Consider the following 24566-nt stretch of genomic DNA (forward strand, 5'->3'; position numbering starts at 1 on the left):
TGATGTTCAGTAACCTTAAGCGCGTTGTTACGCTTACGTTACTGGCAAGTGCAGCGAGCCATGCGTTCGCTGCACCAGCTCCAGTATCCGATCTAAGCGGCAGCAACACTGTCAACACCACGTCTTCAGTTTCTAATGAAACCGATGTCCAGCGCTTAGAGCGCCTATTGGAAAATCGTAATCGAGTTCAGTTGCAAATGCAGCAGCAGCTTGATGATATGTCACTCGAAATCAGCAACCTTCGTGGTCAGCTAGAAAAAAGCACTTACGACATGCAACAAATGTTGCAGCGTCAACGTGAACTGTTTATCGAATTAGATAAACTGCGCTCGCAAGTCGCAAGCCCTGCAGAAACTCCGCAGGTGAGTGATAGTCAACCAGAAAAGGCGGGGACTTTCAGCTCTGACGTTGACGAACAAACCGCGTATCAAAATGCGGTCGACCTAATTCTGAAAAAGCGTGATTACACCGGTGCGATTACTGCTTTCAAGCAGTTCCAAAACGATTATCCGGAATCCAGCTTTACTCCTAACTCACATTATTGGTTAGGCCAACTTTATTTTGCCAAAAAGCAAGATACAGAAGCCGCGAAGAGTTTTGCCGCGGTAGTGGCGTACAAAGAGTCTAATAAGCGTGCCGATGCGTTGGTTAAGTTGGGTGATCTCGCCCAGCGCAATAATAACCAACAGCAAGCGACTAAGTACTATCAGCAAGTTGTTGCCGAGTATCCAAATAGTGCCTCGGCTAAATTGGCGCAAGAGCATTTGTAGTCTTACCCAACAGTAAAAAAGGAGCGCCAGTCGCTCCTTTTTTTATTCTGCTATTGAGCGAAACTGGCATCTACGCCAACGTTAAGGTTACAATAGCCGGATTATAGGAAGTTGCGTAGAGCAAGAGCAATGAGCCACATATTAGACAAAATAGAGACCGTTTACCCATTTCCAGCAAAACCTGCACCGCTTACCAAAGAGCAGCAGCAAGGGCATATTGACAACATCAAAGCGCTGCTGAAAGAAAAAGACGCGGTTTTGATTGCCCATTACTACACCGACCCAGAGATCCAAGCACTAGCAGAAGAGACTGGCGGCTTTGTGGGTGACTCGCTAGAGATGGCCAAATTTGGCAATCGTCATCCGGCCAGTACGCTGATCATCGCGGGTGTGCGTTTTATGGGCGAATCAGCAAAAATTCTGACGCCTGAAAAGCGTATCTTAATGCCGACGCTTGAAGCCGAGTGTTCTCTTGATTTGGGCTGTCCAGCCGACAAGTTTTCACAGTTTTGTGATGCCCATCCTGATCATACGGTTGTGGTTTACGCCAACACCTCGGCGGCCGTGAAAGCGCGCGCCGATTGGGTGGTGACCTCAAGCATTGCATTGGAAATAGTGGAACACCTTGATGCTGAAGATAAGCCGATTATTTGGGGGCCAGATCGTCACTTAGGTTCATATATTGCCAATAAAACTGGTGCAGATATGTTGCTGTGGCAAGGCGAGTGTGTGGTACACGATGAATTTTCAGCTGATGCATTGCGTAAGATGAAAAGTGTCTACCCAGATGCGGCTATTCTTGTTCACCCTGAATCACCAGCGAGCGTAGTCGAATTGGCCGATGCGGTCGGCTCTACTAGCCAATTGATCAAAGCGGCGAAAGCTCTGCCTCAGCAAAAAATGATCGTTGCCACCGACAAAGGTATCTTCTTTAAGATGCAGCAATTGGTGCCAGAAAAAGAGTTGATTGAAGCGCCAACAGCAGGTGCTGGAGCAACGTGTCGCAGCTGTGCACATTGCCCTTGGATGGCGATGAACGGATTAAAAGCGATTGAAACTGCGCTACGTGATGGCGGTGAGGATCATGAAATCTTTGTTGATGAAGCGCTACGCGTTAAATCATTGATTCCTCTTAATCGTATGCTCGACTTTGCTGAGCAGCTGAACATGCAAGTCAAAGGCAACGCATAAACCGCATGTGTTGACAGCGATGAAAGCCAGCCTGTGAGCTGGCTTTGTAACATCTTCGCTATGATATCATTTCTTGTTTCTAAGCTATGTTGAATTTATTCAATGACTTAGAGTGAAATAAGGTAATAAGGAGCGTTATGACAGTTTGGATCGTAGTAAGAAAGTGGCTCCACTCCCATCTGTTTAGCTTAAGCAATCGTAATCTTTTTATCTTACTGTTTACGTATATTGCGTTGTCTTGGCTGCTGTTGCGCCTGAGCGGTGAACAGGCGTTAACAGAAGAGGTGTCGACATTCATTTATTTCTTGATGGTGACGGCAAGCACGGTCGGTTATGGCGATCATTCACCTGTGACACCTTTAGGAAAGTGGGTGGTGATCTTATTTGTCATCCCCGGAGGATTATCACTATTTGCGGCGTTGATTGGCCGTTTAGCCTCAGGGGCGGTTGAGTACTGGCGTGCAGGTATATTAGGAAAACGGAGAGTTGGTGTGGAAAATCATATCTTATTACTGGGTTGGAATGGTCAACGTACCATGCACTTAATTCGTATGCTGCAACACGAAGAAGCAGGTAAGCGACCGATTGTATTATGCAGCCGTTCCGATATCGAAAACCCGCTGCCAGGTGAAATTGGCTTTGTAAAAGTTAACAGTTATACCGATAGACAAGAGATGGAAAAAGCAGCCATCGATAAGGCCAGCTGTATTGTCGTCGATAACATGGAAGATGATATTACCCTGTCAGCCGCGCTCTATTGCACCAATATTAATCCTACTGCTCATCTACTTGCTTATTTTAAAGATGAAGCGCTAAGCCATTTACTCAGCCAACACTGCCCAAATGCGGAGTGCATCCCGGCGGTAGGTGCTGAAATGCTCGCCAAAGCCGCGGTAGACCCAGGTTCAAGCGCTCTCCATCAAGAGCTATTGGCATCGACACGTGGCATGACGCAGTACTCAACTATCTATCCTCAAGATCTTGAGGCTATTTCGGTCGATGTGGCGTTCGATTTTATGAAGCGTCATTACCAAGCCACCTTGATTGCCCTTGATGTTGGTCAAGGCATCGAGTTAAACCCAGATCTGGATAGAGAAATAACCCCAGGCGCTAAGGTGTTCTATATTGCTGATGAACGTATCGAGCACTTAAACTGGCGCTCGATTACAACGTGATGATACCAGCGTGATAAAAACAAAAAAAACGCAGCGTTCTTGCTGCGTTTTTGATTGTTACCAGTCTGATTTAAGCTTGTTCTGCAAGCATACTAGCGCGCATTGTTAGACCGCTAAGCATGGTTGGCATTGCGTTGAAAATCTCTTCAAACTGCTCTAGTCCTTGAATACCTTGCTCTGCCAATGTCGCAATCGAGGTTTCTGGATCATAAAGCATACTCAATGACAGTAGCACGCCGCCGAGTAGGGCATTATCTTCGCTCTCTTCTGGCATTACGGTTTCCCAATCATCACGAGTAAGTTGCCACCCTTGCAATACGCCTTCGCAAAACTCGCGGGTAGATTCAGTGACGATCTCTTCATCATTTAATGCACAGCCTTGTGGCCATTGCCAGCGGTTTTCAAGTAATGCCGGGCGATAGTCGTTCCACATCGCAATAATATGTTCGATATAAGACTCTAACTGCTCACCGTCACTAAATGGTGCGACTTCCTCGCCACCCCACAAAAATGGCAGCCACTCGTTAGGAGGGAGTATGTTTGGCGCCGCTGCCATGGCCGTGACAAAGCCTTGGGTCTTGGCTTCATTGATTAATCTTCCCTCAAGTTCAGGCAGGGCAAGTAGTTGTTGTAGTGTCAAAACAGACATCCTATATCGAGCTAGAATAGTAATGACGTGATGGTATCACAGTCAAACAGTGAGATAAAAAGGTTGCTGTGGTGATATATTCGCTATAATTTCTTATAAATACACAAAATTCAAAGATTTATGGATATACGTTCATCGCTCAAAAGGAAAAGTATTGTTGCGCTAGCTATCTACCTTGCGCTTGTGATCGCCCTTATAGGGACGATCAGCTACCTTGTGGTTGAACCTCCAACGCGTGATCAGCTCAAGCAAAACCTCGACCTGCGGACTGAGCTAATATCAGAACAAATCAAACAACCGGTGAATATCTCTTTAGGTATCTTAAAGGCCATCGTCAGTATTGGCAGTAACGCTGACTCTCCACAACATCAAACCGAGCAGCTTAGTCAGCTGTTTACCGTCATTGATGGTGTCACGGTGAGTGGCGGTATATGGCCGGTACCCCATTCAATCTCAACCGATAAAGCTTATACCAGCCTGTTTTTTTCTCGTGCCAGTGACGGGCTTATTGATCAAATACACTCATGGAACAACCCGGCACTGGGCGGGTACGAGAACGAGTCGTGGTATTTGTCGGTGGTTGATAAGCCGCAAGGAACGGTGTCATGGTCGCCCGTTTATATCGACCCGTTTATCCATGTCCAGATGATAACCGCTTCTTCACCATATTACGTTGACGGTCGATTCGCTGGGGTAGCGACGGTGGACATCTCTCTTGAGACTCTTGTTGATTTCGTCCGAGTGCATGCGGAAGAATATGGTCTGGGGGTGCTTTTACGTGATGGCTATGGCGAGACGATTACAGAATTCAATTTTGAGCTCACACAGAATATCTATATCGGCCGTAACCAGTTTGGTGGGCTTGGCTGGAGCGTTGAAGTGGTTAATGCTAGCCAATTAGTTGCTGATCAAGTTTATGATGTGGTGTCGAAAGTAGAAGCGGGCATTGTACCGATAATGCTCGTGTGTGTGATGTTTGGTTACTTCCTTATCGATCGTTTTTTGATTTCCCCGATCATTGCCATCGCGCGTAGTGTGGATGCTTCAAAGGAAGGGGGCATCATTGAGACTCACTATGATAGCCAAGATGAAATTAAGTATTTAATCGATACCTTCAATCACAAAACCATCTATTTAGAGCGCGAAAAAGTCAAAGCGCAGGCGTCGACTAAAGCCAAGAGTGCCTTTTTAGCGACCTTATCACACGAGATCCGTACCCCAATGAATGGGGTATTGGGGACGGCGCAAATATTATTAAAAACAGACCTGACTGACGAACAGCGCAAACACCTTAAGACGCTGTACGAGTCTGGTGAGCACATGATGACCTTACTCAATGAAATTCTCGATTTTTCTAAAGTAGAGCAAGGCCATCTAGAGCTGGAGCGCGCCCCATTCCCGCTTGAAGCCATTATTGGCAGTATCAATAGTGTTTACTACACCCTTTGTTCTGAGAAAGGCTTACAGTTCAAAGTTTACTCAGAGGTCGCAAGTGATCGTTGGTATATGTGCGACAAAGCTCGCGTGCGCCAAGTATTGTTTAATCTACTCAATAACGCCGTCAAGTTCACTTCTCGTGGCTATGTTGAGGTGTATTTCAAAGAAGAGCAGCGTCAGGGTAGTGACTACTTACTTATCCGTGTACGTGATACGGGGATCGGTATTGCGAAAGAAGCGCAGCAAAAAGTCTTTAAGCCATTTGAGCAAGCCGAGTCTTCTACAACAAGGCGATATGGTGGAACAGGGCTTGGCTTAGCGATCGTGAAACAGCTGTGCGATTTAATGGAAGGTGACATTCAACTTACCAGCGAATTAGGGATTGGGTCGAGCTTTGAAGTACGTTTAAAAGTACAGCACTGCGAACCTGCGTATACAGATTATACCGAAAACAAGAAACTAGATTACCACGGCCTCAGGGCATTGATTGTGGAAGATAACCGCACCAACGCCATTATCTTAACCACTTTCATGACCAATAAAGGTTTCTCTTGTGACACGGTAGAAAATGGAGAACTCAGTGTTCATGCTATCGTCAATGATAACTACGACTTAGTACTGATGGACAACCATATGCCTGTCATGGATGGTGTTGATGCCACCGCTGCAATACGCAGCCTCAATAGTGCTAAAGCGAATGTATTGATCTTTGGTTGTACCGCTGATGTCTTTAAAGAGACGCGAGAGCGGATGATGGGCGTTGGTGTCGATTTCATTATCTCGAAGCCCATCGATGAGATAGAGCTTGATGATGCGTTAATGACCTATTCAGACAAACTCTATCAATATCGCCAACATTCGTTAGTTGCAGCGCAAGGCCGTGGGATAGACTTTGAAGAAGCGTTAGCGCTGTTCTATATGGCGATTGAAAACCAAGATCTGCCTTATGCTATCAATCGCTACGAGATCATTACTCAGGCACTTGAGTCTATTTCTACGCCACAATTACAAAAATGCCTTCAAGACATCAACGTTAGTTTGCAGCAAGGTAAAATGCCAAGCGCAACTGAATTGGATGTATTGACGGTCTTGGTTAAAGATTATTGTTACTAACTTTCTTGTTTTTGGTTGTTATTTGAACGTTTCCATCAAAACCAGTGCTTTAATCTAACTTAATTACAGAATTTGGTCATTTATCCACACCTCATAATTTAATTTGAAATCTAAAACTACATATTTGATGTTTTAATAGCGCCATTAACTGCACTGTTGCTTGTTGTCCAGTTAATGGTTCTTTTAACTGTCTTTTGATTGGTTTTATATTTTGAGGTGAAGATGAAGTCGCGTGGGCCTTTTTGTATTCGCAATGCAGCAGCGGATACCTTTGCAATGGTGGTGTTTTGCTTTATATCTGGAATGCTGATTGAAGTCTTTGTTTCTGGTATGTCATTTGAACAGTCGCTTGCCTCGAGAATGCTCTCGATTCCGGTTAACATTGCCATTGCTTGGCCATATGGTCTGTTTCGTGATTTTGTACTTAAGCAAGGCTCGCGTATATCGGCAACCAGTAAGATGAAGAATGTTTCAGACTTAGTCGCGTACGTTTTGTTCCAGTCTCCGGTGTACGCTGCGATTTTATTTGCGGTTGGCGCAGCACCCGAGCAAATTATCACCGCCGTCAGCTCAAATGCGGTTGTATCATGTGCGATGGGCGTGTTGTACGGTTACTTTCTCGACATCTGCCGTAAATGGTTTCGTGTCCCTGGTTACTATCAACAAGCTTAATTTGATGCATTGGCGATCAAATGAGTTAGTTAGTAACCAAACAGTGCTTTAAGCCGTCTTTTTTTCACTATTTGGCTTGACCTAATTGAGTAGAATCATTAAATTAGCGCCTCGTTGGTTAGCAATACCAACCACAATTTGATTCGGTGAGTTGTCCGAGTGGCTGAAGGAGCACGCCTGGAAAGTGTGTATACGGCAACGTATCGAGAGTTCGAATCTCTCACTCACCGCCACATTCTTGAAGAAAGACGTCCTAGGACGTCTTTTTTTATGCCTGTAATATTTTTCGTGAAGTATTCAGTTTAAAAATATGCTTAAAACTGGAAATTACTTTGGGCCTTTACAGTTTGGCTACTGGAGAAAGAGCACCTAACTCGCATAAGAGGACTTATCCCTGCTGTTTGAAGAGGACAAAGAGTTTGGTCTGTCAGAATTCAGCTTGAAAGTGTTGCCTTTGACTCTCGCCTTGAGCAAGTTTTTGCCTCGTAATTTTGTCATGTATTATGTTCGACAGTAAGAGGAATACATATTTATGATTAGAGACAATACTCGCTGGTTAGAGGGCGATACACCTCCCTCTATTGAGCCTCCCCGTTTATCCACAAAAGAACGAATAGCTAAACAGCATGATGAACGTAATGCTCAATCTGAGAAGGACTGGGCTTATGTACAAGCCAACCAAGAGCGCTATGCAAACCAAAGAGCAGAGACATTAACTCAACGCAATGCTTCGCAAGTACTCGGTGATTCAATGGGGTTAGAGTGCTCTCTTGAAGAGGAAATGAAGAAAAACAATCAACATGTAATGATTGTAGATCTTGAGGATGCTCATAAGATTTTACATAACGTATGGTTTGAAGCTGGAAAAGATGTGGCGGCCATTGCTGCCAGTATTAACACCGCTAAATCATGGTTTAATCATACTGAACCAATGTTCAATGCCGCTTCAATTGCCAAGCAATTTGGTGACATGAATATCAAAGCGGATCTTGTCGAAAGTAAAGGTAAAACCTTTGTTGCATTCAATGGCACAGACCAGAATGGTAAAGCGCTTAAGCACGCGTTTGTAAATGGTACCCGTATCAACATGGATGGGAAAAAGTACCCACTCAATTCTTTTAAGTCAAAGCAAGCAGGGTTTAGCCCTAAAGCAAGAGCAACTAACTTCAAAGGCGCAGGGATATTAACGTTTGTCGTATCGGCTAGTATTGCCACTAGTGATTTAGTGTTCAAAAGTGATTACCACTTAGTTGACTGGTTCGGTAACGTTGGCTCTGACATGTTTAAGTTTTTAGTTCAGATGGGGACTGGTGAGGCAATGTTATGGATAGCTGCGAGCTACAGCGCACCAGTTCTCGTAGGAGCTGTGTTTATTGCTATTGCATACGTAGGAATTGAGTATCTATGGGGCGAATATAAAATATCCAGTCTTATCGTTCGGGAGTTAGAACATGCAATCCAAAACTAAGGTTCGACTGTCGGGTTCTGCTTTGATTTTGTTTGGTATTGGCTTTTGGTTCATTTGTTCCAGTGGGGTAATGAAGGATTACATATCCCTGATAGAAAAAGCAGATGTTGTAAGAGTTTCAGTTATTACTTTATGGGTTCCCATTGGTGGTTTAGGGGCTGTACTTAGCCTACTTTGGATGTCTCCAAGAGCTCTTTATCAAGGGAAAGGAATTGGAAAGGTTTACTCTCCAAAAGCAATGCAACTAGCGAATAAGATAACCCTTTACTTCGCATTAGTAGGGGTGGCTTTTGCGGCTGGGTGGACATATCACAGTCTCGATTTACTAGAGAAATACGGTTACGTGTACAGCCGTGACTTAACTAAGATTACGCCTACAGGTATCCACTTAATGTATGTTAAATCTATAAACTAGAACCAGTTTGTAGCGTGCATTATATGGCGTTCGAGTGAAACTGAATTTTAATAAATATTAAAGCCAGAGATCCCCCCTCTGGCTTTTTCTTTTTGGGTGCCCATATTCGATCTGTATTGAATCATTCCGTTAATAAGCATGACCCACTTCTCACAAGGTCATTCAAATCCAATACTTTCTCGCACTATGCAACCAAGCTATATATTATCAAGGTAAGTTTCTGTCTTGGTTGGATATATGTCTAGAACAATCTCTTTTTACGACAACAATGCGCAGCAGTGCTTCGAGCAATACACTGCGACGAATTTCGAGTCTGTGCATGGTTCGTGGAAATCATTCTGGCCGTTGTCGAAAGATAGAGTCTTGGATGTTGGCGCTGGAATTGGCCGAGATGCGCTTTGGATGGCAGAGCAACATTGCGATGTATTTGCTGTTGAGCCCGCAGAAGCGATGCGCAAGATAGGGCGAGAGCATACTGGGACCGATGTTACATGGATCGATGATTCACTCCCTTCGCTGAACAAAGTGATTAACTTGGGGGTTCGCTTTGACCTTATTCTAGTGAGCGCAGTGTGGATGCACGTCGCGCCTTCTCATCGAGAACGTGCTTTCCGAAAATTATCGAATTTGTTAGCACCGAATGGTCGGCTAGTAATTACACTAAGGCATGGTTATTTTAATGATAAACGCCAATCGTATGACGTTAGTGCAGAAGAACTAGAGCGATTGGCAAAAGACTCTGCGTTAGTGGTTCGACATGTGTCATCGATGAATTCAGACTCATTGAATCGAGACGATGTAACTTGGCAAACGGTGGTAATGAGTTTACCTGATGATGGTTCAGGCGATTTGACGAAAATTCGACATATTGTGGTTAATGACAATAAAGCGGCAACCTACAAACTCGCGTTACTCCGTACTTTGTTGCGGATTGCCGATGCTCACTCAGGTTCTGTAGTCGACAGAACTGATGGTAAAGTGGCAATCCCACTGGGCCTCGTGGCGTTGTACTGGATACGCCAGTTTAAGCGTTTAATCGATATTGGTGATATCCAACAAAACAGCAATCCAAATAAGGGGTTAGGTTTCATAAAGCCAGATGGTTGGCACAAGATAAAACATATTGGCGTTGACGATTTAGCAGTAGGCTCTATTTTCGTCGGTGATGAGGCTAAAGCGCTTCAAGAAACGTTGAAAGATACACTCGATACCATCATCCAAAACCCAGTGAAATTTACCTATATCGGCGATAAACAGAATTGTGTATTTTCCGTTACTCGTAAGACAAAACGTAAGAAGAAAAACATCGTGTTAGACCGAGACTTCTTTGAAAGCTATGGTTATTTTATTCTTGATGAGAGTTTATGGGAGTGCTTGCGATTATTCCATTCGTGGATTGAACCTCTGGTGGTTAACCAGTGGGTGATGGAGATGCAAAAGTATAGTCGCAATCAAGCACGTAATATTTCTTTGCAGACTTACTATGATTATTTAGTTTGGGTAGAGAAAGATCATGATACTCGTGCTGTTCGCAAACGTGTAGACCAAATTACCCAGCGACAAGGTAGAGTCGAGAGTGTTTGGAGTGGTCAACAGTTGCAGTCGACGTATCAAATCGATCACTGCTTGCCTTTTGTTTATTGGCCCAATAACGATAGATGGAATTTGTTACCTTCTACAGCGGCAGAAAACAACAGCAAGAGAAATCGTGTCCCTAGCCAACAGCGTTTGCAGGATTCGAAAACTCGAATTGTAGAGTGGTGGTCAATGGCTTGGTTGGGAACGGAGAGTGAGGATCGTTTTTTCCAAGAAGCGTGTTTATCTTTGCCTAATGTTTCGCCGCAATGCCGTGATTTCGAAGAAGTGTTTGAGGCAATGAATTTGCAAATTAGAGGCGTCAAAAGCCGCTTACTTATCAACGAATGGTTATAATCTTTCGAATATGTCACACAGCACTTTCTGAGTCGTAGCTTTAAGCGATTGTAGCCATTCTTTTTCAAATTAATCTTGGGTTTTAGAGCTTTGACTATAGTTGTTAATATCGTGCATCATACCTTAAAAGGTGCAATTATGCTGCTTCTCTCACGTCTGTTCATTGCAACTTAAAGCGAGGATATGATCCTTCTTATCCGATAGCGATTAATCGTATTGCAGCGTTAAACTTCGGTGACTGAAAGTTGTTGGAGATAAATCATGAGAGCGCTAAAGGTTGCGGCTTTTATGCTGGTGGTTACAAGTACCGCCTATGCTACGCCAAATGTGATTGTGGACACTAAAGGTGTTGATACCACCCAATATCATGCTGATATGTATGAGTGTCAGCAATATGCGCAGCAAGTGTCACCTGAAGAGGTGGATTCTGCAGGTAGGAGTGTTGTTGGTTCAACCGCCAGAGGTGCACTACTTGGTGCAGCAGGCTCTGCCATTGCAGGTGGTAGTGGTAGCGATGGCGCTAAGGTTGGTGCTGGCATCGGTCTGGTTGGGGGCGCGTTACACCACCGAGCCGAAAAACGTCATGCTTCTGAGTTAAGTGAAGAGCAAAAATTTGAGGTAACCCGCAACTGCATGGTGCATAGAGGTTACACTGTTTTGAATTGATAAATGTCGTTTGCTTGGTGCAATCAGTATTTGATTGCACCAAGCTCTGCGAATAGACTTAAATTTGAATAAAATCATGGTTTGAAACAAACCGTTATTGACGTCAAATCAAGGACAATTAGAAGCGATAACCAAGGCTGATGGTGACCGATTCACGCGTTTCACCTTTGTTGTACAATGCCGTCACGTTGTAGTGCCTGCCTAACTGCTTGTTAAAGCCAACCAAGTAAGCCCACTCATTGATCTCAACACCGACATCGTATTCAAAGTCACCGCCTAATGAGTCTACGTAGCCTAAGTTGCCGCTAAGACGAGAGTCAAGACCTTGATATTCTGCGCCAACCAAGATTTGTGCTCGATAGTCTACTAACTGGTAACCAAGCATCGGTTGAACGACTAACAATGAGTCTCCCCAATCGCTTTGTCCCTCTAAACGTGTCTGGGATACGGTGGCATTTAATGTGGCAAAAAACTCCCGATAGCCAATTGCTAAGGTTGTACCAACACCGACCAGATCGTAATTTAGATTAATAGGAATACCTAACCGAGATTCATCACACAAGGGTAATCCATTATTTGCTAATGATTCACACAGCGCATCACCAAGCTTTAAGATGTCTCCATTAAGGCGATTACGTATCTCATTCATCGTAGTCGCTGTGTATTGAGCATCAATATCGGCACGCACTTTGATCTTTCCTAGCAACGCATAAACGTTCCAAAATGGTAAAATAAACACATCACCACGCAGTGAAATGCTTTCAGCGCTGACTGTCGCAAAGCTTTTACTCGGGTCAAAGTCTTTGTCTAAATTTGTGTAACCAATTTCACCTAAACCTAGATTGAAGGTTTCAAAGCCTAAGTCCATCGCTTGGTTGCGGTATGCAACGGAAAATCCGTAGGGAAGGGGTAAATCAATCCCTTGTTTTCGAACCAAATCCGCCATTATAGGGAAGGTTCTGTTGAGCTCGATTTTCTTCTCTCGTATACGCGGATCAGAGACGACTTTAAACAGTTCTTCGTTTTTCACTTCGATGCCAGTCACATCATCATAGAAAACAACGGGAGTGGTGGTTACTTCCAATTTTGCTGGCTTGCCTTTAAAGGTACCTTTTGCTGTGACCGCTTTTGTTTTTACGTACAGTGAACCATCACTCAGTTTGTCGAATATGATCTCTTGATGGTAGTTCTCAATGATATAACGGCCATACTCGAATGGTGCCGAGTTCACGATGACCATTTTTTGTGGTTGACGGTCAATCACATGGACATCGACTTTCATAAATCGAAAGTAAGCGACATCTTGCGGTAGTGCGTATTTTGAATAATTGAAACTCACAATCGCGGTTTTATCATCTATCTCTTTAACCACCACCGAAGATTGGTCATAACTATCGGCATACAGACGTAGTTTGTACTCAGTTCTTGATAAATATTCAATTGAATCAATTACATCGCCATCATCAACAAGCGAAAGACCGTCTTCATCTTGGGAAAGTTGATCCGGAAAATATTTCACTCGCAGGTCTATGATGCCTTTGTCATCGGTTGTTTGAACCAAATAGAAAGAGGACTTAGAGGCATCGCCATCAATGGTGGTGATCTTCTCTACATGCTCAACAATATGGTCTCCCTGTGTCAGAGAGCTGATGCCATATTTAGGCAAGTGGTGAGGTATTCCGTACTGTTCAAAAATGGTTTGTGCGGATGCATTTGAGAAAGGTAATAAGCTTACCAACAACAGAGCAACAAATTGAATACTATTTTTGCTTATCATTGCACAGTGAAAGCGCTGAAACACTGAGTGGATAAAGTTTGCCAACGTTTGCATCTCCCTATGAAGCAATCGTGCTGGTATTGATATAACCCAGTCACAATTGCAAAATTAATATGGAAATCAATATTATCGATTAACGTTATGATTCTAGTAAAAAATACAGCGTTAAGACATTTAAATTTATAACAAACAGCTTATTTGCTGTTTTGGTCTCTAAAGTTCCATACAGCTGTCATTTAATGGGCTTGCTTGGTGCTTCTCGTTATCTGATGACCGTTGTTATTTTACCAAGTAACCACGCTGTTTCAGCTCTTGAGCAAAATACGACTGGGTTTGTGGCTCACCATGAATCAAATGCACTTGTTTAGGTTTAGGCTCTATTCCCTCGACAAAGCGCAGTAAATCGGTCTTGTCGGCATGGGCTGAATAGCCAGACATGGTGTGAATATGTGCGTTAACTTCGACGTATTCATCATCAATGTGTACCTGCTTATCACCCGATTGAATCGCACGGCCTAGCGTTCCCTCGGCTTGATAGCCGGCTAATATCACATCGGTTCGTTGGTCAGGCAGCAGTGCTTTCAGGTAGTCTATTATGCGCCCGCCTTGGCACATTCCTGAGGCCGCCACCACAAGCGCAGGCTCGTCAGTCGATTTTAAACGGTTCACTAGTCGCTGGTGGGTACGGTGGTCTTCTACCGTGATGCATTGCTCAAAGGCTAACGGATGACGGCGTGCTTGCAAGCGTTGCTTGGCCTCTTGCCCCCACAAGCTTTTAAAACGTCGATAAGATCGAGTGACCTTCTGCGCCATCGGGGAGTCGAGAATAATCGGTAGACGAATGTCGATATCGTGGGCATGAATCAGTTGTTCAATATCAAACAGTAGCTCTTGCGTTCGGCCAACGCTAAACGCAGGGATGAGGATCGATCCACCATCTTGTAATGAACGGTCGATAATGGCTTTCAACCGCGCAGCGCGAGACGCGATCTCTTCGTGTTTGCTGTCACCATAAGTGGTTTCAATCAATAGATAATCAGCTCGCTCAGGAGAAACTGGGTCAGGTAATAATGGTGTATTACTTGGCCCCAAGTCGCCAGAGAAAACCACTACCTCTTGATTGGGCAATTGCAGTTCAATGTACGCCGAACCCAGAATGTGACCCGCAGGTTGAAAGCGAGCGTAAAGGCCATTTGGTTGCTGCGCATCAATCGGAAACCATTGATTATATTCTTTGGCAACCAACAACTTACGGATGCGGTTCAGAACTCGCTGTGCTTGTTTGTATTTTAACCCGAGCTGCAGCTTTAAACTGTCTTCGAGCATCAAAGGGATAAGCTCTGCGGTCGCTGCAGTGCAGTAAATCGGCTTATTAAAACCGTTCGCGAGCAGCCATGGCAGGCGGCCAATGTGATCAATATGGGTGTGGGTAAACAGCAGGGCACAGAGCGGTTTGGTGTCAAACTCAATATCCAATGGGCGGGTATCAGCGCCTTGAAATAGCCCACAATCAATCAACACCGCTTGGCCATTTGATCGGAACTCATGGCACGAACCCGTTACTGTCTCTTTACCGCCGTGGTGGATAATCTGCATAACTTACTCTGATTAACTCTTGTTGCTTGAACTGTGCTGACCAGCAAGCGGTAAGTAAATCAAAATCAATCAGAGTTGCGAACATTCAGCACTTTTGCAGGTAACTGAGTGATGAGTCAATGCAATCGCTGTGAGGCAACGCGCGAGAATGAGAGTGAGTTGAACAGAGTGTTTAGGTCGATATTGGGTTAACGAGGTGGAAGGCTGTACTGATAAAATGCTACAACGTTATCTACCTAAAGTTGTGCATTGTCCCAGAACTTTGTGAACTTGGAGTCGCGACAGAACTACACAACAATATGAACTACTCAACAATAATAACTACACGACAATAATTGGATTCTATAATGGCGAAAACTTGGCTTGCTTGCGCAGTGAGTGTTGTATTGCTCGGCAGTGGGATTTATTCCTATCTGCAGTCATCGATGCAACCTAAAACCTTTGTGACCTTAATGGTAGGGAAAGGGACACTAGAGAAGCAAGCTGTGGCCGTCGGTCAAATTGTCCCGGCGCATTCGGTGCTAATCAAATCCCAGCTCGATGGAATTGTAGGAGAAATCTATGTTCAAGTAGGAGAGAAGGTAAAACAAGGGCAAGCACTGATTAAAGTGCGACCAAACCCTACGCCTCAAGCATTGACTAACGCATCAACTGAGTTAATGCGCAGCGAAGCCGAGCTTGAATCGGCTAAACAGAAACTCGCCAACCTAGAAAGTCTGGTTAGGCAAGACATTATTCCTAATAACTATGATGAGTATGTTAGTGCTCGCTCGATGGTTAAATCTGCTCGGGCCAGTGTACTGCAAAAGCGTCAGAACCTAGAGCTAATTCGCAGTGGCGAAGCGTTGATTGGGCAGGTGCGCTTAACCTCGACTATTTATGCTCCCATTGACGGCACGGTGCTAAATCGTAAAGTGGAAGTGGGTGAACCGATCACTTCAACTCAATCAAGTCAGGCGGCAACAGAGATGATGTCTTTGGCCGATATGAATAACCTCATTTTTAAAGGCAGTGTCAGCGAGCAAGATGCCAGCCAGTTATTTCCAGGAATGCCAGTATTGCTAACCGTTGCTCCTTACTCGGATGTGGTCATTAAGGGGGAGCTAACTAAAGTCGCTATTCAGTCACAAAACTTAAACTCTCCAGACGCCATAGCAGAGAGTTTTGACAATGGTTTTGGTGTTGAGGTCGGCGAGTTGGCGATTCCTTCGGAGATAATGTTGCGTTCAGGCTTCTCTTCAACGGCAACGATCACCCTACAAAAATCAGAAAACGTACTTGTGCTACCTGAGCGAGCGCTGCAATTTGAAGGTGATACGCCTAATGTGCTGATCCCGGATAGTTCAGATCAAGGTTTCCATAAACGTCAGGTGAAGTTGGGCTTGTCTGACGGAATCAATGTCGAAGTGCTTGAGGGCGTAGAGCTCAATCAAGAGGTTATCGATACCAGCATGATGAGCGCGAACCATGGCTAAGCTGCATTTGCCTAAAGTAGCTTGTGCGCTAGTGGTAGCGGTACTGAGTTGGCCAAGTTACGCTATCTCGATAGAGCAAGCGTGGCAGCAGGCGAAAATGAGTGACCCTAGCTATGAGAAAGCCAAAATTGGTGTGCAGTTAGGCGAGACGGGTGTTGCATCTAGTCGCAGTTTTTTGGTGCCATCGTTAAGCGCAACAGCCTCTGCAAATTGGAATGAAAGTACAGATAACACTAATCGTTATGGCGCATCACTTGCGCAAACTATTTGGGATAGCCGTTTGTGGTCAGATTTAGATCAGGCGCAGGCGAATTACCTAAAATCTCAACTGGAATTATCTCAGGCACATAACCAACTTGCCGAAAAACTATTGTCGGCCTATTTAAATGTGGCAAGTAAACAGGATGACCTCCAGTTAGCGAAGAGTAAGTTCGAAGAGAGCAACAAGCGGTTAGAAATTATAGAGAAGCGTTATCGAGCGGGCAAAGTAAAATCGATTGACGTTGAGGAACTGCGTGCAACTCAAGTCTCTGACAAGGTGAATATTTTACGTGCTCAAGCTGACTTAGAACAAAACAAGGCAGAACTTGCGGCTTTGATTGATCAGATGCCCGATAAAGTAGATCAAATACGTACTGACTCACTGGTGAAACCGCCTATGTTGGTAGAGTCTCGGGATCAATGGCTTAAACTAGCCAAAGACAACAGCCCTGCGTTATTGGTGGCTGCGCAGAAGGTCAAAGCGAGCGAGTTTGCTCAACAATCGGCTCAGGGTGGTTACTACCCGACAATCAAAGGTAATGTCGACTACAGGAACAGTGACTGGCACTCCAATGGAGAATTAAGTGCGGGTATTACTCTGAATGTCCCGATTGATCTTAATGGCGCGACACGTGCTAACGTTGACGAAGCGGCGCTCAATGTTCTCAGTGCTAAGCAAGATATACGCCTAGTTGAGATCGATATTCACAAGCGCATTATCCAACGGTTTACTCAAGTCGCTATCAACTGGAACCAGGTATTGATGGCAAGCGAGTTGGTTGAGTTGCGAGATAAGATCCTACGCAGCAAAGAAAAGCTCTACGATGCGGGCAGGCTTGAAGTGTCAGATGTTATCAGTGCGCACAATCGTCTGTTTGAGGCGAAGCACAGTCTGCAAACTCATTTTTATAATTACTGGCGCCAGCGAATAGGCTTATTGCAGACGGCTGGCAAGCTAGATGACAACGCTATGACACGCATCTCGCAGGCTTTTAATTGATGGCGAGTCTGTTACAGCAAATTTGGCAAACGCTGAACGCGCAACGGATGAAAAGCGCGTTAGCTGTCATCGCCATTGCCTGGGGCATCATATCGGTGGTGGTGTTGCTCGCGTTGGGAGAGGGTTTTTATCGCCATCAGGCACAGTCGCTGTCTTTTCTTGTCAACAATGTGCAAGTGGCTTTTCCATCAAGCACCAGCAAATCATGGCATGGGTTACCCTCAAAACGCCAGATCTCTATTTCTCTAGACAACATCGATATGATCAAACAGTCGGGTTTTGTCAGTGATGCGTCGGGTGTTTACGCCAAGTGGGACGCAAATGTCACCAACATTAAAGGGCAGAGCTTAACAAATGCTGTGAGCGGCATCGATCCTAGGTACTTTGCTTTAACTCAACGTGTATTGCAAACTGGTTCTCGCAATATTTCTTTTGGCGATATTGCCAATCATACTCGTGTGGCGGTACTCGGTGATCAAATTGCAAAAATGGGGGGCGTGCGCATTGGTGAGAGTATCAAGGTCAATAGTATTCCTTTTGTCGTGATTGGCATCATCAAAGGCGAGGATATGAGTATTTCCTTTGGTGAAAGTCGTAAAGTGTTTATTCCACAAAGTACTTATCTTGATGTGTGGGATGCTAAGTTGCAGATGCTATTGCTCAAGCCTATTGACGGAATCGCCCCATCGTTATTTAGGCACAACATTATCAATTTTTTAGCTCAGCGACTGTATTTTGATCCGAGCGACAAAGACGCCATCAAGCTACCTGACTTTAGTGAAGGTGCCACGCGCATTACTGGGATATTTCGAGGTATTCAGATCTTCCTAGGAGCTAGCGGTGCTATGACCATGGCCGTTGGTGCGCTGGGAGTTGCAAATATCATGTTTCTTTCGGTGACTGAGCGCACACGAGAAATTGGTGTCCGCTTGGCCATCGGCGCAACGCAAAAATCGATACTCAGTCAGTTTGTGCTAGAAGGAATGCTCTTGGTAGTAGTCGGCTCCGTACTGGGCTTAATAGTCGCCTATGCTGGGGTATTTGTACTCTCGACCTTAACGTTACCAAGGTGGATAGGTTCGCCAGTTATTACCTTAGTTTCGATAGTCTGGTCGTTATTAGTCACCTTCATTTTGGCATTGATGGCTTCTTATTTTCCTGCAAGAAGAGCATCGCGTCTTACCCCTGTGGCTGCCTTGAGCTCGAGGGCTTAGTCATGCAGTTACCGATGAGGCAGATCTTTCAAGAAATGATGGCAGAAAAACTTCGTCTGGGGCTGACTATCTTCGCGGTCGCGTGGGCAACGTTTTGTATTGCCTCTATGCTAGCGGTGGGTGAGGGGATTCGTATTGGCGTCTTGAAAATTGCACAAAATGGTAATGGCAATTTAATCTATTTGACTGGAGGCATGGCGACAGTTGAGTACGGCGTGTTTTATAGGGGTAAGTCTTTCACCCTTAAAGCCGAAGATGCAGAAGTGGTTCAAGCCTTGCCGGAAGTGAAACGAGTTGCGCCAACAGCGAGATGGAATGGACCCATTACTTTAGGCAATCGGACTTCATGGCAAGATCCGTTAGCCGTGACAAGCGAGTTCTCCAAGATGACCAATCTAGCGCCGCTTATTGGAGGACGATGGTTAAACCCACTTGATCAACAACAGAGGCGTAAAGTTATAGTTTTAGGCTACTCGCTGGCGACGGACTTGTTCAATTCTGCCGATGATCTTAATTGGTTTTCGCCAGTGACCTTACAAGTTAATCCGGTCGGAAAAAAGGTCAGAATTGGTCAAGAAGAGTTCACCGTGATTGGTGTGTTAGAAAAGAACAGCGCTAGAATTGAGCAAGGCGACCAAATTAACTACTCAAGTTTTGTGCCGTTAGCAACTTGGCAACGATTCCATACCAACGGTGATATCAGCGGAATCAACGTAGAGCCGCAAGCGAAGGCAGAACGAGTAAAATTAGCCAAGACAATTCGACAAGTGATCGCTCGCAAACATGGTGCCAGTGTCAATGACGAACAGGTTGTTCAGGTCGACGATAGGTTTATTAAGCAAAAAAGTATGCAGCAGTTTTTGATTGGTCTACAAAGTTTCCTTGGAATTATCGGTTTCGTAACGTTAGCCGTGGCTGGTGTTGGGATTGCCAACGTCATGTACGCTACGGTCACTCGAACAGCTAAAGATATTGGTGTGCGCATGGCGGTCGGTGCCACACCTTTGGCCATTCGTTTACACTATTTGATTCAATCGCTGATCACCATGATGATGGGTGGCGTGCTTGGTTTGAGCGTGACTTATTCGCTGGCTCATGTCATCAGCTCTATTCGCTTTGAAGACAATGCCTTTTATGAGCAGTTGGGGAGACCTGTGCCCCAGTTATCTTGGGCCGTTGTCGCGATTGTGATTGTCAGCTTGGTGGTCATCGGCGTTATATCTGCTTGGTTACCAGCACACCGAGCCGCAAAAATAAGTCCGCTGGAGGCGCTGCAAAGTGAATAATAGCCATCATTCGCGACAGACAATGTCGGACAGACCGCTGGTTGAACTGAGTAAGATTTGTAAATACTACTCAAGCGGTGAGACACAAGTTCGTGCTTTAGATAGTGTTGACCTCACGATTAAGCAAGGAGAATTCCTTTCGATTCTTGGTCCGTCGGGGTCAGGAAAATCGACGTTGATGAACATGCTAGGCTGTCTAGATACACCCACGGATGGAGAGTACCTGCTCGATGGTCAAAACGTTGCCACTTTAACTGCAAATCAGCTGGCCGCGATTCGTAACCAGAAGATTGGCTTCGTGTTCCAGAGTTTTAATCTACTTGAGTTCGCCACTGCGCTCGATAACGTGGCTTTACCTTTGGTTTATTCTAGCCTTAAAAGGAAAGATTGCCGTGAGCGTGCAGCTACGCTACTTGAACAACTTGGTTTGGGTGATCGCCTTAATCACAAACCGAATCAGTTGTCTGGTGGTCAAAAACAGAGGGTCGCTATCGCGAGAGCCTTGGTAAATGACCCACAAGTGATCTTGGCTGATGAACCAACGGGTGCACTCGATTCTCAATCTGGCGAAGAAATCGAAGCATTATTTAACCAACTTCATGTTGATGGCAGAACGCTGATCATTGTCACTCATGACGTTGCGCTCGCGCAGCGTACCAAGCGCATCATTACTCTTAAAGATGGCCACGTTGTGTCAGACCGAGAGCACAAAAGCAAAAAGACGCCCTAGGACGTCTTTATCGTATATTCCGCTTATACCATGATTAAACTTTAAAATACTTAAGCTGATCGGTGAGGTGTTCCGCAGTATTGGCCATCTGTTGGCTATCTTCTGCAAGTGACTGAGAAGCTTGTAATACTGCATTGGCAGCAAGGTGTATTCCAGTCACATTTTGATTCATTTCGCTAGCCACGGCGCTTTGTTGTTCAGACGCCGCAGCGATTTGAGCCACCCTATCGTTGGCATTGTGCATCTCATCAACAATCACATCTAGCTGTTTGCGGGTATCGTCTGAGGCCTGAACACTTTGCTCCACACTTTCGTTGCTGGTTTGCATTGCGGTAAAGGTTTTTCCTGCTTGCTTAGTAAGCTTTTCAATCGTCTGCTGAACTTCATTGGTCGAATTCTGAGTGCGACTGGCAAGATTACGCACCTCGTCAGCCACTACTGCAAATCCACGCCCTTGTTCGCCTGCTCGTGCTGCTTCTATCGCGGCATTGAGTGCCAGTAGGTTGGTTTGTTCCGATACCTCGCGGATAACGCCAACCACGTTACTTATTTCGTTTACGCCTGATTGAAGATCGCGTACAAGTTCGTTAGCCATCGAAATATTGTCAGAAACATGCGAAATGGATTGAGAAGTCAATTTCATGGTTTCGTCGTTGCGGTGAGCATGGTCAACCACTTTGTTAGTGCTGGTGGCCGTATTTTCGGCATTGGTGGCCACGTCAGCAATTGTGGCACTCATTTCTGTCATGGCAGTGGACAGCATTTCAAGTTGGGCATGTTGTGAGTTAACACTGGTTGAGGCTTCTTCGCTTGCTTGCGCAATCTGGGTCGCCATTGTGCTTGATTGCACTGCCGATTCATTAGCAGTGCGCAGTGTTGATTGCAGTTTGTCTAGCATCTTATCGATTTGATTACTCATGTCACCTAACTCGTCTTTGCGGGTCATAGCCATACGAACTCGCAAGTCGCCATCCGCAATTTTATGAGTGTTATCGATAAGCTTGTAAAGTGGAGTCAATATATTGTTCGAGATGGCGTAACCCATAGCAAACAGCAGCCCCGACAAAAACAGCGCAACGATCGCCTCTTTAATGGCCAATGCGTAAAATGCTTCTTGGATATCCGCAACCAAAATACCAGTGCCAATAATCCAGTTCCACTCTGGGAAAAGTTGGACATAAGACAGCTTGTTTTTCAAATCGCCTTGTGGGCTTTTCCATTGGTAGTCGAGAAAACCTTTTTGCGTGGGTGTGTCAGAGATGGCAACCATCTCGCGCCAATGGTATTTACCCGCGCCGTCTTTGAAGTCTTGTGCATTTTTGCCATTGAGCTCAGGCTTTAGAGGGTGCAATACCACTTTCATCTGTTGGTTCAGAATCCAAAAGTAGTTGCTACTGTCATATCTTAGCGCTTGGATAGCTGCGAGAGCTTGTTGCTCGGCGGTTTCTTCTCCAAGTGCTTGACGTTGATCATAATAGTGCTGAGCCAAACTAATAACCGCCTCAACTTGAGCACTGAGTTTGTCTTCACGTTCTTGCAGCGAAGAGTTACGTTGTTGGATTAAATTATAAGCACACGCCATTACGATTAGAACAACGGATAACAGTACAATTGACGCTAGCTTTGACTTGATAGAGAGGTTACTTAATTTCATATCTAACTCATTATAATTATTTGTTTTTTTTAATTTTAAGGCGAAGCTAACTTTAGCAATTTTGATGTTTTAACGAATGACAGAGCTCATAGTTTTGTTGTGTACATTCCATTGCATAACGAGAAGTTGCTTTGTGTCAAATACAGTTAACGGTAGGGTGAGGTATTGCTCTTTATCTGAGGGATTTTGGGCTTCTGTATTGGATATTTCAAAGCGAATAATATGTATCGAGTAGAGTTTTCCAGTATGTTATATCATGCGGTATTGCTGATTATTACGTAACTGCTAGTTATGACGTAACTTACTTATTTAGTTATGGTTAATGACTAAATAAAACCAGTTTCCCTCCTGAATGATAGTGTGAAAGTATTTTCTGGCCGTCCTCTTTTATCGCAATTTCAGTCCAACTAATCTAGAGTTAATCTATACTTCTACGATTAGTGAAAAGAGATTAATTTGATGGCATTTTGCATTGTTTTGAAGGCAAACGAGTGAGTGTTTTTTATTCTCGAAAATAGTGTTCTGAAGCAAGTGCGATAAAATTAAGCTGATTTAATTATTTCGTCTAAAAACCAGTGAAAGTATCAATTATTATGGCTTGTTAGGTAATGGAGTATTTAGTTAGGCAATTTGCAGCGCACAGACTGGCTAAGTTTACGCCGTGATCAAAGTGTTAAACATGAATATTTGTTGAATGATTTGGTTGTTAATGGTTATACGCAAAAAATCACTACGATCACAGTAGGAGGTGAACATGAATACTTATTTCAGACTTGCATTTGGATTAAGTACTTTGTCGATTTTATCCGCATTATCTTTTGGTTTTAAAGGAATATTCACAGTAGTTTTAATAGTGGCAGTTTTAGGGGGGGCGTTTTGTTTGTTCCTTATTCAACGAACGGTCAAAGAGCGCTTTAATTTCTACGAGCAAATTATTGATGCCATTCCTCACCCACTTTCTGTCACAGACATGGATATGAAGTGGACTTTTGCCAATAAAGCAGCTACGAATCCTTTGGGCGTTACACGAGAAGAGATTCTTGGTAAGCATTGCTCGAACTGGGGATCCAATATTTGCAATACAGAAAATTGTGGTGTGAATTGTCTGAGAAAAGGCAACCCTACCACATTTTTTAATCAATGGGGTAAGGACTTCAAAGTTGACACGAGTTACATCATGGGGCTAAACGGCAAAAAGGTAGGCCATGTAGAAATCGTGCAAGAAATCTCTGAAAAGGTTGCGCTCAATGGCGTTTATCACCATGTTGAGGCAATCAGTGAAAATATTACCAGTGGTGCACACAACTTGAATGATGCAAGTCATGCACTCACAGTGGGTTCTACCCAGCAAGCCGCCTCGGTCACTGAAATTAGCAGTGCAGTAAACGAAATTCTTGTGCAAGCAAGTGATAATGCAGAGAGAGCAGCCAAAGCGAATTTGGTCTCTGTCGAAGCTCAATCTGCAGCAAGTCATGCCGTGAATGAAATGCGGGAACTTGAGAAAGCGATGATTGAAATAAATCAGTCAAGTGGTGCAATACGAGAAATAATCAAAGTCATCGAGGACATTGCTTCACAAACCAATCTACTTGCTCTCAATGCATCCATTGAAGCTGCCAGAGCCGGAGAGTTAGGCCGCGGGTTTGCAGTGGTAGCAGACGAAGTAAGACAACTGGCTGAGAGAAGTAGTAAGGCAGCGAGTGAATCTGTGCAACACATTCAAAGCTCTATCGGAAATGTTGTGAAAGGCAATGAGGTATCTCAAAAGTGCGTTTCTGCTCTGAATCAGATAGTGGTTCAGGTCACTGAAATATCCAATACAGTAGAAGAAATAGACAATGCATCTCAAAGTCAGGCAGAAGGCCTAAGTCAGATTAACCAAGGAATGTCAGAAATTGATGAGGTGGTTCATTCAACGGCGGCTTCTGCTGAGGAGACTTCTCTTTCAGCGAGAGAGCTATCGAGTCTTGCGACTAAGCTCAATGTACAACTAGAGGGTATTCGTAAAATAGAGGGCTTACTTGATGAATCACATCTGAATATATCACCCGATATTTACGTAAAGAATATTGATTAGGTGAGAAT

General features: G+C 44.5%; 19 protein-coding genes and 1 tRNA gene. 16 read left to right on the plus strand and 4 right to left on the minus strand.

Translation table 11 applies throughout. From position 1 onward, the window contains the following. The first annotated feature begins 2 nt into the window (after positions 1-2). The 3 genes from ybgF (at position 3) to ViNHUV68_RS05015 (ending at position 3136) form a co-directional block, all read left to right on the plus strand. A complete protein-coding gene (gene ybgF, locus ViNHUV68_RS05005; RefSeq protein WP_038176854.1) occupies positions 3-770 on the plus strand; it encodes a tol-pal system protein YbgF in 768 nt (255 codons plus the stop codon). A 129-nt stretch (positions 771-899) separates the two neighbouring features. Next, a complete protein-coding gene (nadA, locus tag ViNHUV68_RS05010) occupies positions 900-1961 on the plus strand; it encodes a quinolinate synthase NadA (protein WP_391089644.1) in 1062 nt (353 codons plus the stop codon). Between the two features lie 137 nt (positions 1962-2098). Beyond that, positions 2099-3136, plus strand: a complete 1038-nt coding sequence (locus ViNHUV68_RS05015; RefSeq protein WP_391089646.1) for an ion channel — start codon at positions 2099-2101, stop codon at positions 3134-3136. A gap of 70 nt (positions 3137-3206) precedes the next feature. Here ViNHUV68_RS05015 and ViNHUV68_RS05020 read toward each other — a convergent pair whose 3' ends face one another. Continuing rightward, on the minus strand, positions 3207-3776 hold the full coding sequence (locus ViNHUV68_RS05020; RefSeq protein ID WP_391089648.1) for a UPF0149 family protein: 570 nt from the start codon (positions 3774-3776) through the stop codon (positions 3207-3209). Positions 3777-3905: 129 nt separating this feature from the next. On the opposite strand from ViNHUV68_RS05020, the gene ViNHUV68_RS05025 reads away from it, so the two are divergent. From ViNHUV68_RS05025 to ViNHUV68_RS05055, 7 genes are all read left to right on the plus strand, one after another. Beyond that, positions 3906-6335, plus strand: a complete 2430-nt coding sequence (locus tag ViNHUV68_RS05025) for an ATP-binding protein (protein ID WP_391089650.1) — start codon at positions 3906-3908, stop codon at positions 6333-6335. A 222-nt stretch (positions 6336-6557) separates the two neighbouring features. Beyond that, positions 6558-7007 carry an L-alanine exporter AlaE gene (locus tag ViNHUV68_RS05030; RefSeq protein ID WP_038176845.1) on the plus strand — a complete coding sequence of 150 codons (450 nt, stop codon included), beginning with the start codon at positions 6558-6560 and terminating at the stop codon, positions 7005-7007. Between the two features lie 145 nt (positions 7008-7152). Next, a tRNA-Ser gene (locus ViNHUV68_RS05035) sits at positions 7153-7240 on the plus strand. 299 nt (positions 7241-7539) lie between these two features. Further along, entirely contained in the window at positions 7540-8475 is a 936-nt protein-coding gene (locus tag ViNHUV68_RS05040) for a hypothetical protein (RefSeq protein ID WP_391089652.1), read from the plus strand. Beyond that, positions 8459-8890, plus strand: a complete 432-nt coding sequence (locus ViNHUV68_RS05045) for a hypothetical protein (RefSeq protein WP_391089654.1) — start codon at positions 8459-8461, stop codon at positions 8888-8890. The genes ViNHUV68_RS05040 and ViNHUV68_RS05045 overlap by 17 nt, the downstream gene beginning before the upstream one ends. A gap of 237 nt (positions 8891-9127) precedes the next feature. Beyond that, the gene (locus tag ViNHUV68_RS05050; RefSeq protein ID WP_391089656.1) at positions 9128-10822 is read left to right on the plus strand and encodes a methyltransferase domain-containing protein; all 1695 of its coding nucleotides are present in this window, start codon (positions 9128-9130) and stop codon (positions 10820-10822) included. Positions 10823-11083: 261 nt separating this feature from the next. Continuing rightward, positions 11084-11488: a glycine zipper family protein gene (locus ViNHUV68_RS05055; RefSeq protein WP_038176082.1), complete on the plus strand. Its 405-nt coding sequence runs from the start codon at positions 11084-11086 to the stop codon at positions 11486-11488. A gap of 118 nt (positions 11489-11606) precedes the next feature. Here ViNHUV68_RS05055 and ViNHUV68_RS05060 read toward each other — a convergent pair whose 3' ends face one another. Both ViNHUV68_RS05060 and ViNHUV68_RS05065 read right to left on the minus strand, forming a co-directional pair. Continuing rightward, positions 11607-13310, minus strand: coding sequence for a hypothetical protein (locus tag ViNHUV68_RS05060; RefSeq protein WP_391089658.1), 1704 nt, complete (start codon positions 13308-13310; stop codon positions 11607-11609). A gap of 234 nt (positions 13311-13544) precedes the next feature. Beyond that, a complete protein-coding gene (locus ViNHUV68_RS05065; RefSeq protein WP_391089660.1) occupies positions 13545-14861 on the minus strand; it encodes an MBL fold metallo-hydrolase RNA specificity domain-containing protein in 1317 nt (438 codons plus the stop codon). 347 nt (positions 14862-15208) lie between these two features. On the opposite strand from ViNHUV68_RS05065, the gene ViNHUV68_RS05070 reads away from it, so the two are divergent. The 5 genes from ViNHUV68_RS05070 to ViNHUV68_RS05090 are packed head-to-tail and all read left to right on the plus strand — an operon-like array spanning position 15209 to position 20827. Beyond that, entirely contained in the window at positions 15209-16336 is a 1128-nt protein-coding gene (locus ViNHUV68_RS05070) for an efflux RND transporter periplasmic adaptor subunit (protein ID WP_391089662.1), read from the plus strand. Then, positions 16329-17597 carry a TolC family protein gene (locus tag ViNHUV68_RS05075; protein ID WP_391089664.1) on the plus strand — a complete coding sequence of 423 codons (1269 nt, stop codon included), beginning with the start codon at positions 16329-16331 and terminating at the stop codon, positions 17595-17597. The genes ViNHUV68_RS05070 and ViNHUV68_RS05075 overlap by 8 nt, the downstream gene beginning before the upstream one ends. Continuing rightward, the gene (locus tag ViNHUV68_RS05080; RefSeq protein ID WP_391089665.1) at positions 17597-18811 is read left to right on the plus strand and encodes an ABC transporter permease; all 1215 of its coding nucleotides are present in this window, start codon (positions 17597-17599) and stop codon (positions 18809-18811) included. The genes ViNHUV68_RS05075 and ViNHUV68_RS05080 overlap by 1 nt, the downstream gene beginning before the upstream one ends. Positions 18812-18813: 2 nt before the next feature. Next, positions 18814-20097, plus strand: a complete 1284-nt coding sequence (locus tag ViNHUV68_RS05085; protein WP_038174550.1) for an ABC transporter permease — start codon at positions 18814-18816, stop codon at positions 20095-20097. Positions 20098-20119: 22 nt separating this feature from the next. Next, positions 20120-20827: an ATP-binding cassette domain-containing protein gene (locus ViNHUV68_RS05090; protein ID WP_391090268.1), complete on the plus strand. Its 708-nt coding sequence runs from the start codon at positions 20120-20122 to the stop codon at positions 20825-20827. A gap of 34 nt (positions 20828-20861) precedes the next feature. Here the strand turns inward: ViNHUV68_RS05090 and ViNHUV68_RS05095 are convergent, their stop codons facing one another. Next, positions 20862-22481: a methyl-accepting chemotaxis protein gene (locus tag ViNHUV68_RS05095; protein ID WP_391089669.1), complete on the minus strand. Its 1620-nt coding sequence runs from the start codon at positions 22479-22481 to the stop codon at positions 20862-20864. Between the two features lie 754 nt (positions 22482-23235). Here ViNHUV68_RS05095 and ViNHUV68_RS05100 point away from each other — a divergent pair. Then, positions 23236-24558, plus strand: a complete 1323-nt coding sequence (locus ViNHUV68_RS05100) for a methyl-accepting chemotaxis protein (RefSeq protein ID WP_391089671.1) — start codon at positions 23236-23238, stop codon at positions 24556-24558. Positions 24559-24566: the final 8 nt, after the last annotated feature.

It is taken from the genome of Vibrio sp. NH-UV-68 (genome assembly GCF_042940635.1).
GTDB classification, from domain to species: domain Bacteria; phylum Pseudomonadota; class Gammaproteobacteria; order Enterobacterales; family Vibrionaceae; genus Vibrio; species Vibrio pacinii.

What these genes read in the sequence shown, in the direction of transcription:
- ybgF (WP_038176854.1), top strand. Translation starts at nt 3, where the DNA reads ATGTTCAGTAACCTTAAGCGCGTTGTTACGCTTACGTTACTGGCAAGT.
- nadA (WP_391089644.1), top strand. Translation starts at nt 900, where the DNA reads ATGAGCCACATATTAGACAAAATAGAGACCGTTTACCCATTTCCAGCA.
- ViNHUV68_RS05015 (WP_391089646.1), top strand. Translation starts at nt 2,099, where the DNA reads ATGACAGTTTGGATCGTAGTAAGAAAGTGGCTCCACTCCCATCTGTTT.
- ViNHUV68_RS05025 (WP_391089650.1), top strand. Translation starts at nt 3,906, where the DNA reads ATGGATATACGTTCATCGCTCAAAAGGAAAAGTATTGTTGCGCTAGCT.
- ViNHUV68_RS05030 (WP_038176845.1), top strand. Translation starts at nt 6,558, where the DNA reads ATGAAGTCGCGTGGGCCTTTTTGTATTCGCAATGCAGCAGCGGATACC.
- ViNHUV68_RS05040 (WP_391089652.1), top strand. Translation starts at nt 7,540, where the DNA reads ATGATTAGAGACAATACTCGCTGGTTAGAGGGCGATACACCTCCCTCT.
- ViNHUV68_RS05045 (WP_391089654.1), top strand. Translation starts at nt 8,459, where the DNA reads ATGCAATCCAAAACTAAGGTTCGACTGTCGGGTTCTGCTTTGATTTTG.
- ViNHUV68_RS05050 (WP_391089656.1), top strand. Translation starts at nt 9,128, where the DNA reads ATGTCTAGAACAATCTCTTTTTACGACAACAATGCGCAGCAGTGCTTC.
- ViNHUV68_RS05055 (WP_038176082.1), top strand. Translation starts at nt 11,084, where the DNA reads ATGAGAGCGCTAAAGGTTGCGGCTTTTATGCTGGTGGTTACAAGTACC.
- ViNHUV68_RS05065 (WP_391089660.1), bottom strand. Translation starts at nt 14,861, where the DNA reads ATGCAGATTATCCACCACGGCGGTAAAGAGACAGTAACGGGTTCGTGC.
- ViNHUV68_RS05070 (WP_391089662.1), top strand. Translation starts at nt 15,209, where the DNA reads ATGGCGAAAACTTGGCTTGCTTGCGCAGTGAGTGTTGTATTGCTCGGC.
- ViNHUV68_RS05075 (WP_391089664.1), top strand. Translation starts at nt 16,329, where the DNA reads ATGGCTAAGCTGCATTTGCCTAAAGTAGCTTGTGCGCTAGTGGTAGCG.
- ViNHUV68_RS05080 (WP_391089665.1), top strand. Translation starts at nt 17,597, where the DNA reads ATGGCGAGTCTGTTACAGCAAATTTGGCAAACGCTGAACGCGCAACGG.
- ViNHUV68_RS05085 (WP_038174550.1), top strand. Translation starts at nt 18,814, where the DNA reads ATGCAGTTACCGATGAGGCAGATCTTTCAAGAAATGATGGCAGAAAAA.
- ViNHUV68_RS05090 (WP_391090268.1), top strand. Translation starts at nt 20,120, where the DNA reads ATGTCGGACAGACCGCTGGTTGAACTGAGTAAGATTTGTAAATACTAC.
- ViNHUV68_RS05095 (WP_391089669.1), bottom strand. Translation starts at nt 22,481, where the DNA reads ATGAAATTAAGTAACCTCTCTATCAAGTCAAAGCTAGCGTCAATTGTA.
- ViNHUV68_RS05100 (WP_391089671.1), top strand. Translation starts at nt 23,236, where the DNA reads ATGAATACTTATTTCAGACTTGCATTTGGATTAAGTACTTTGTCGATT.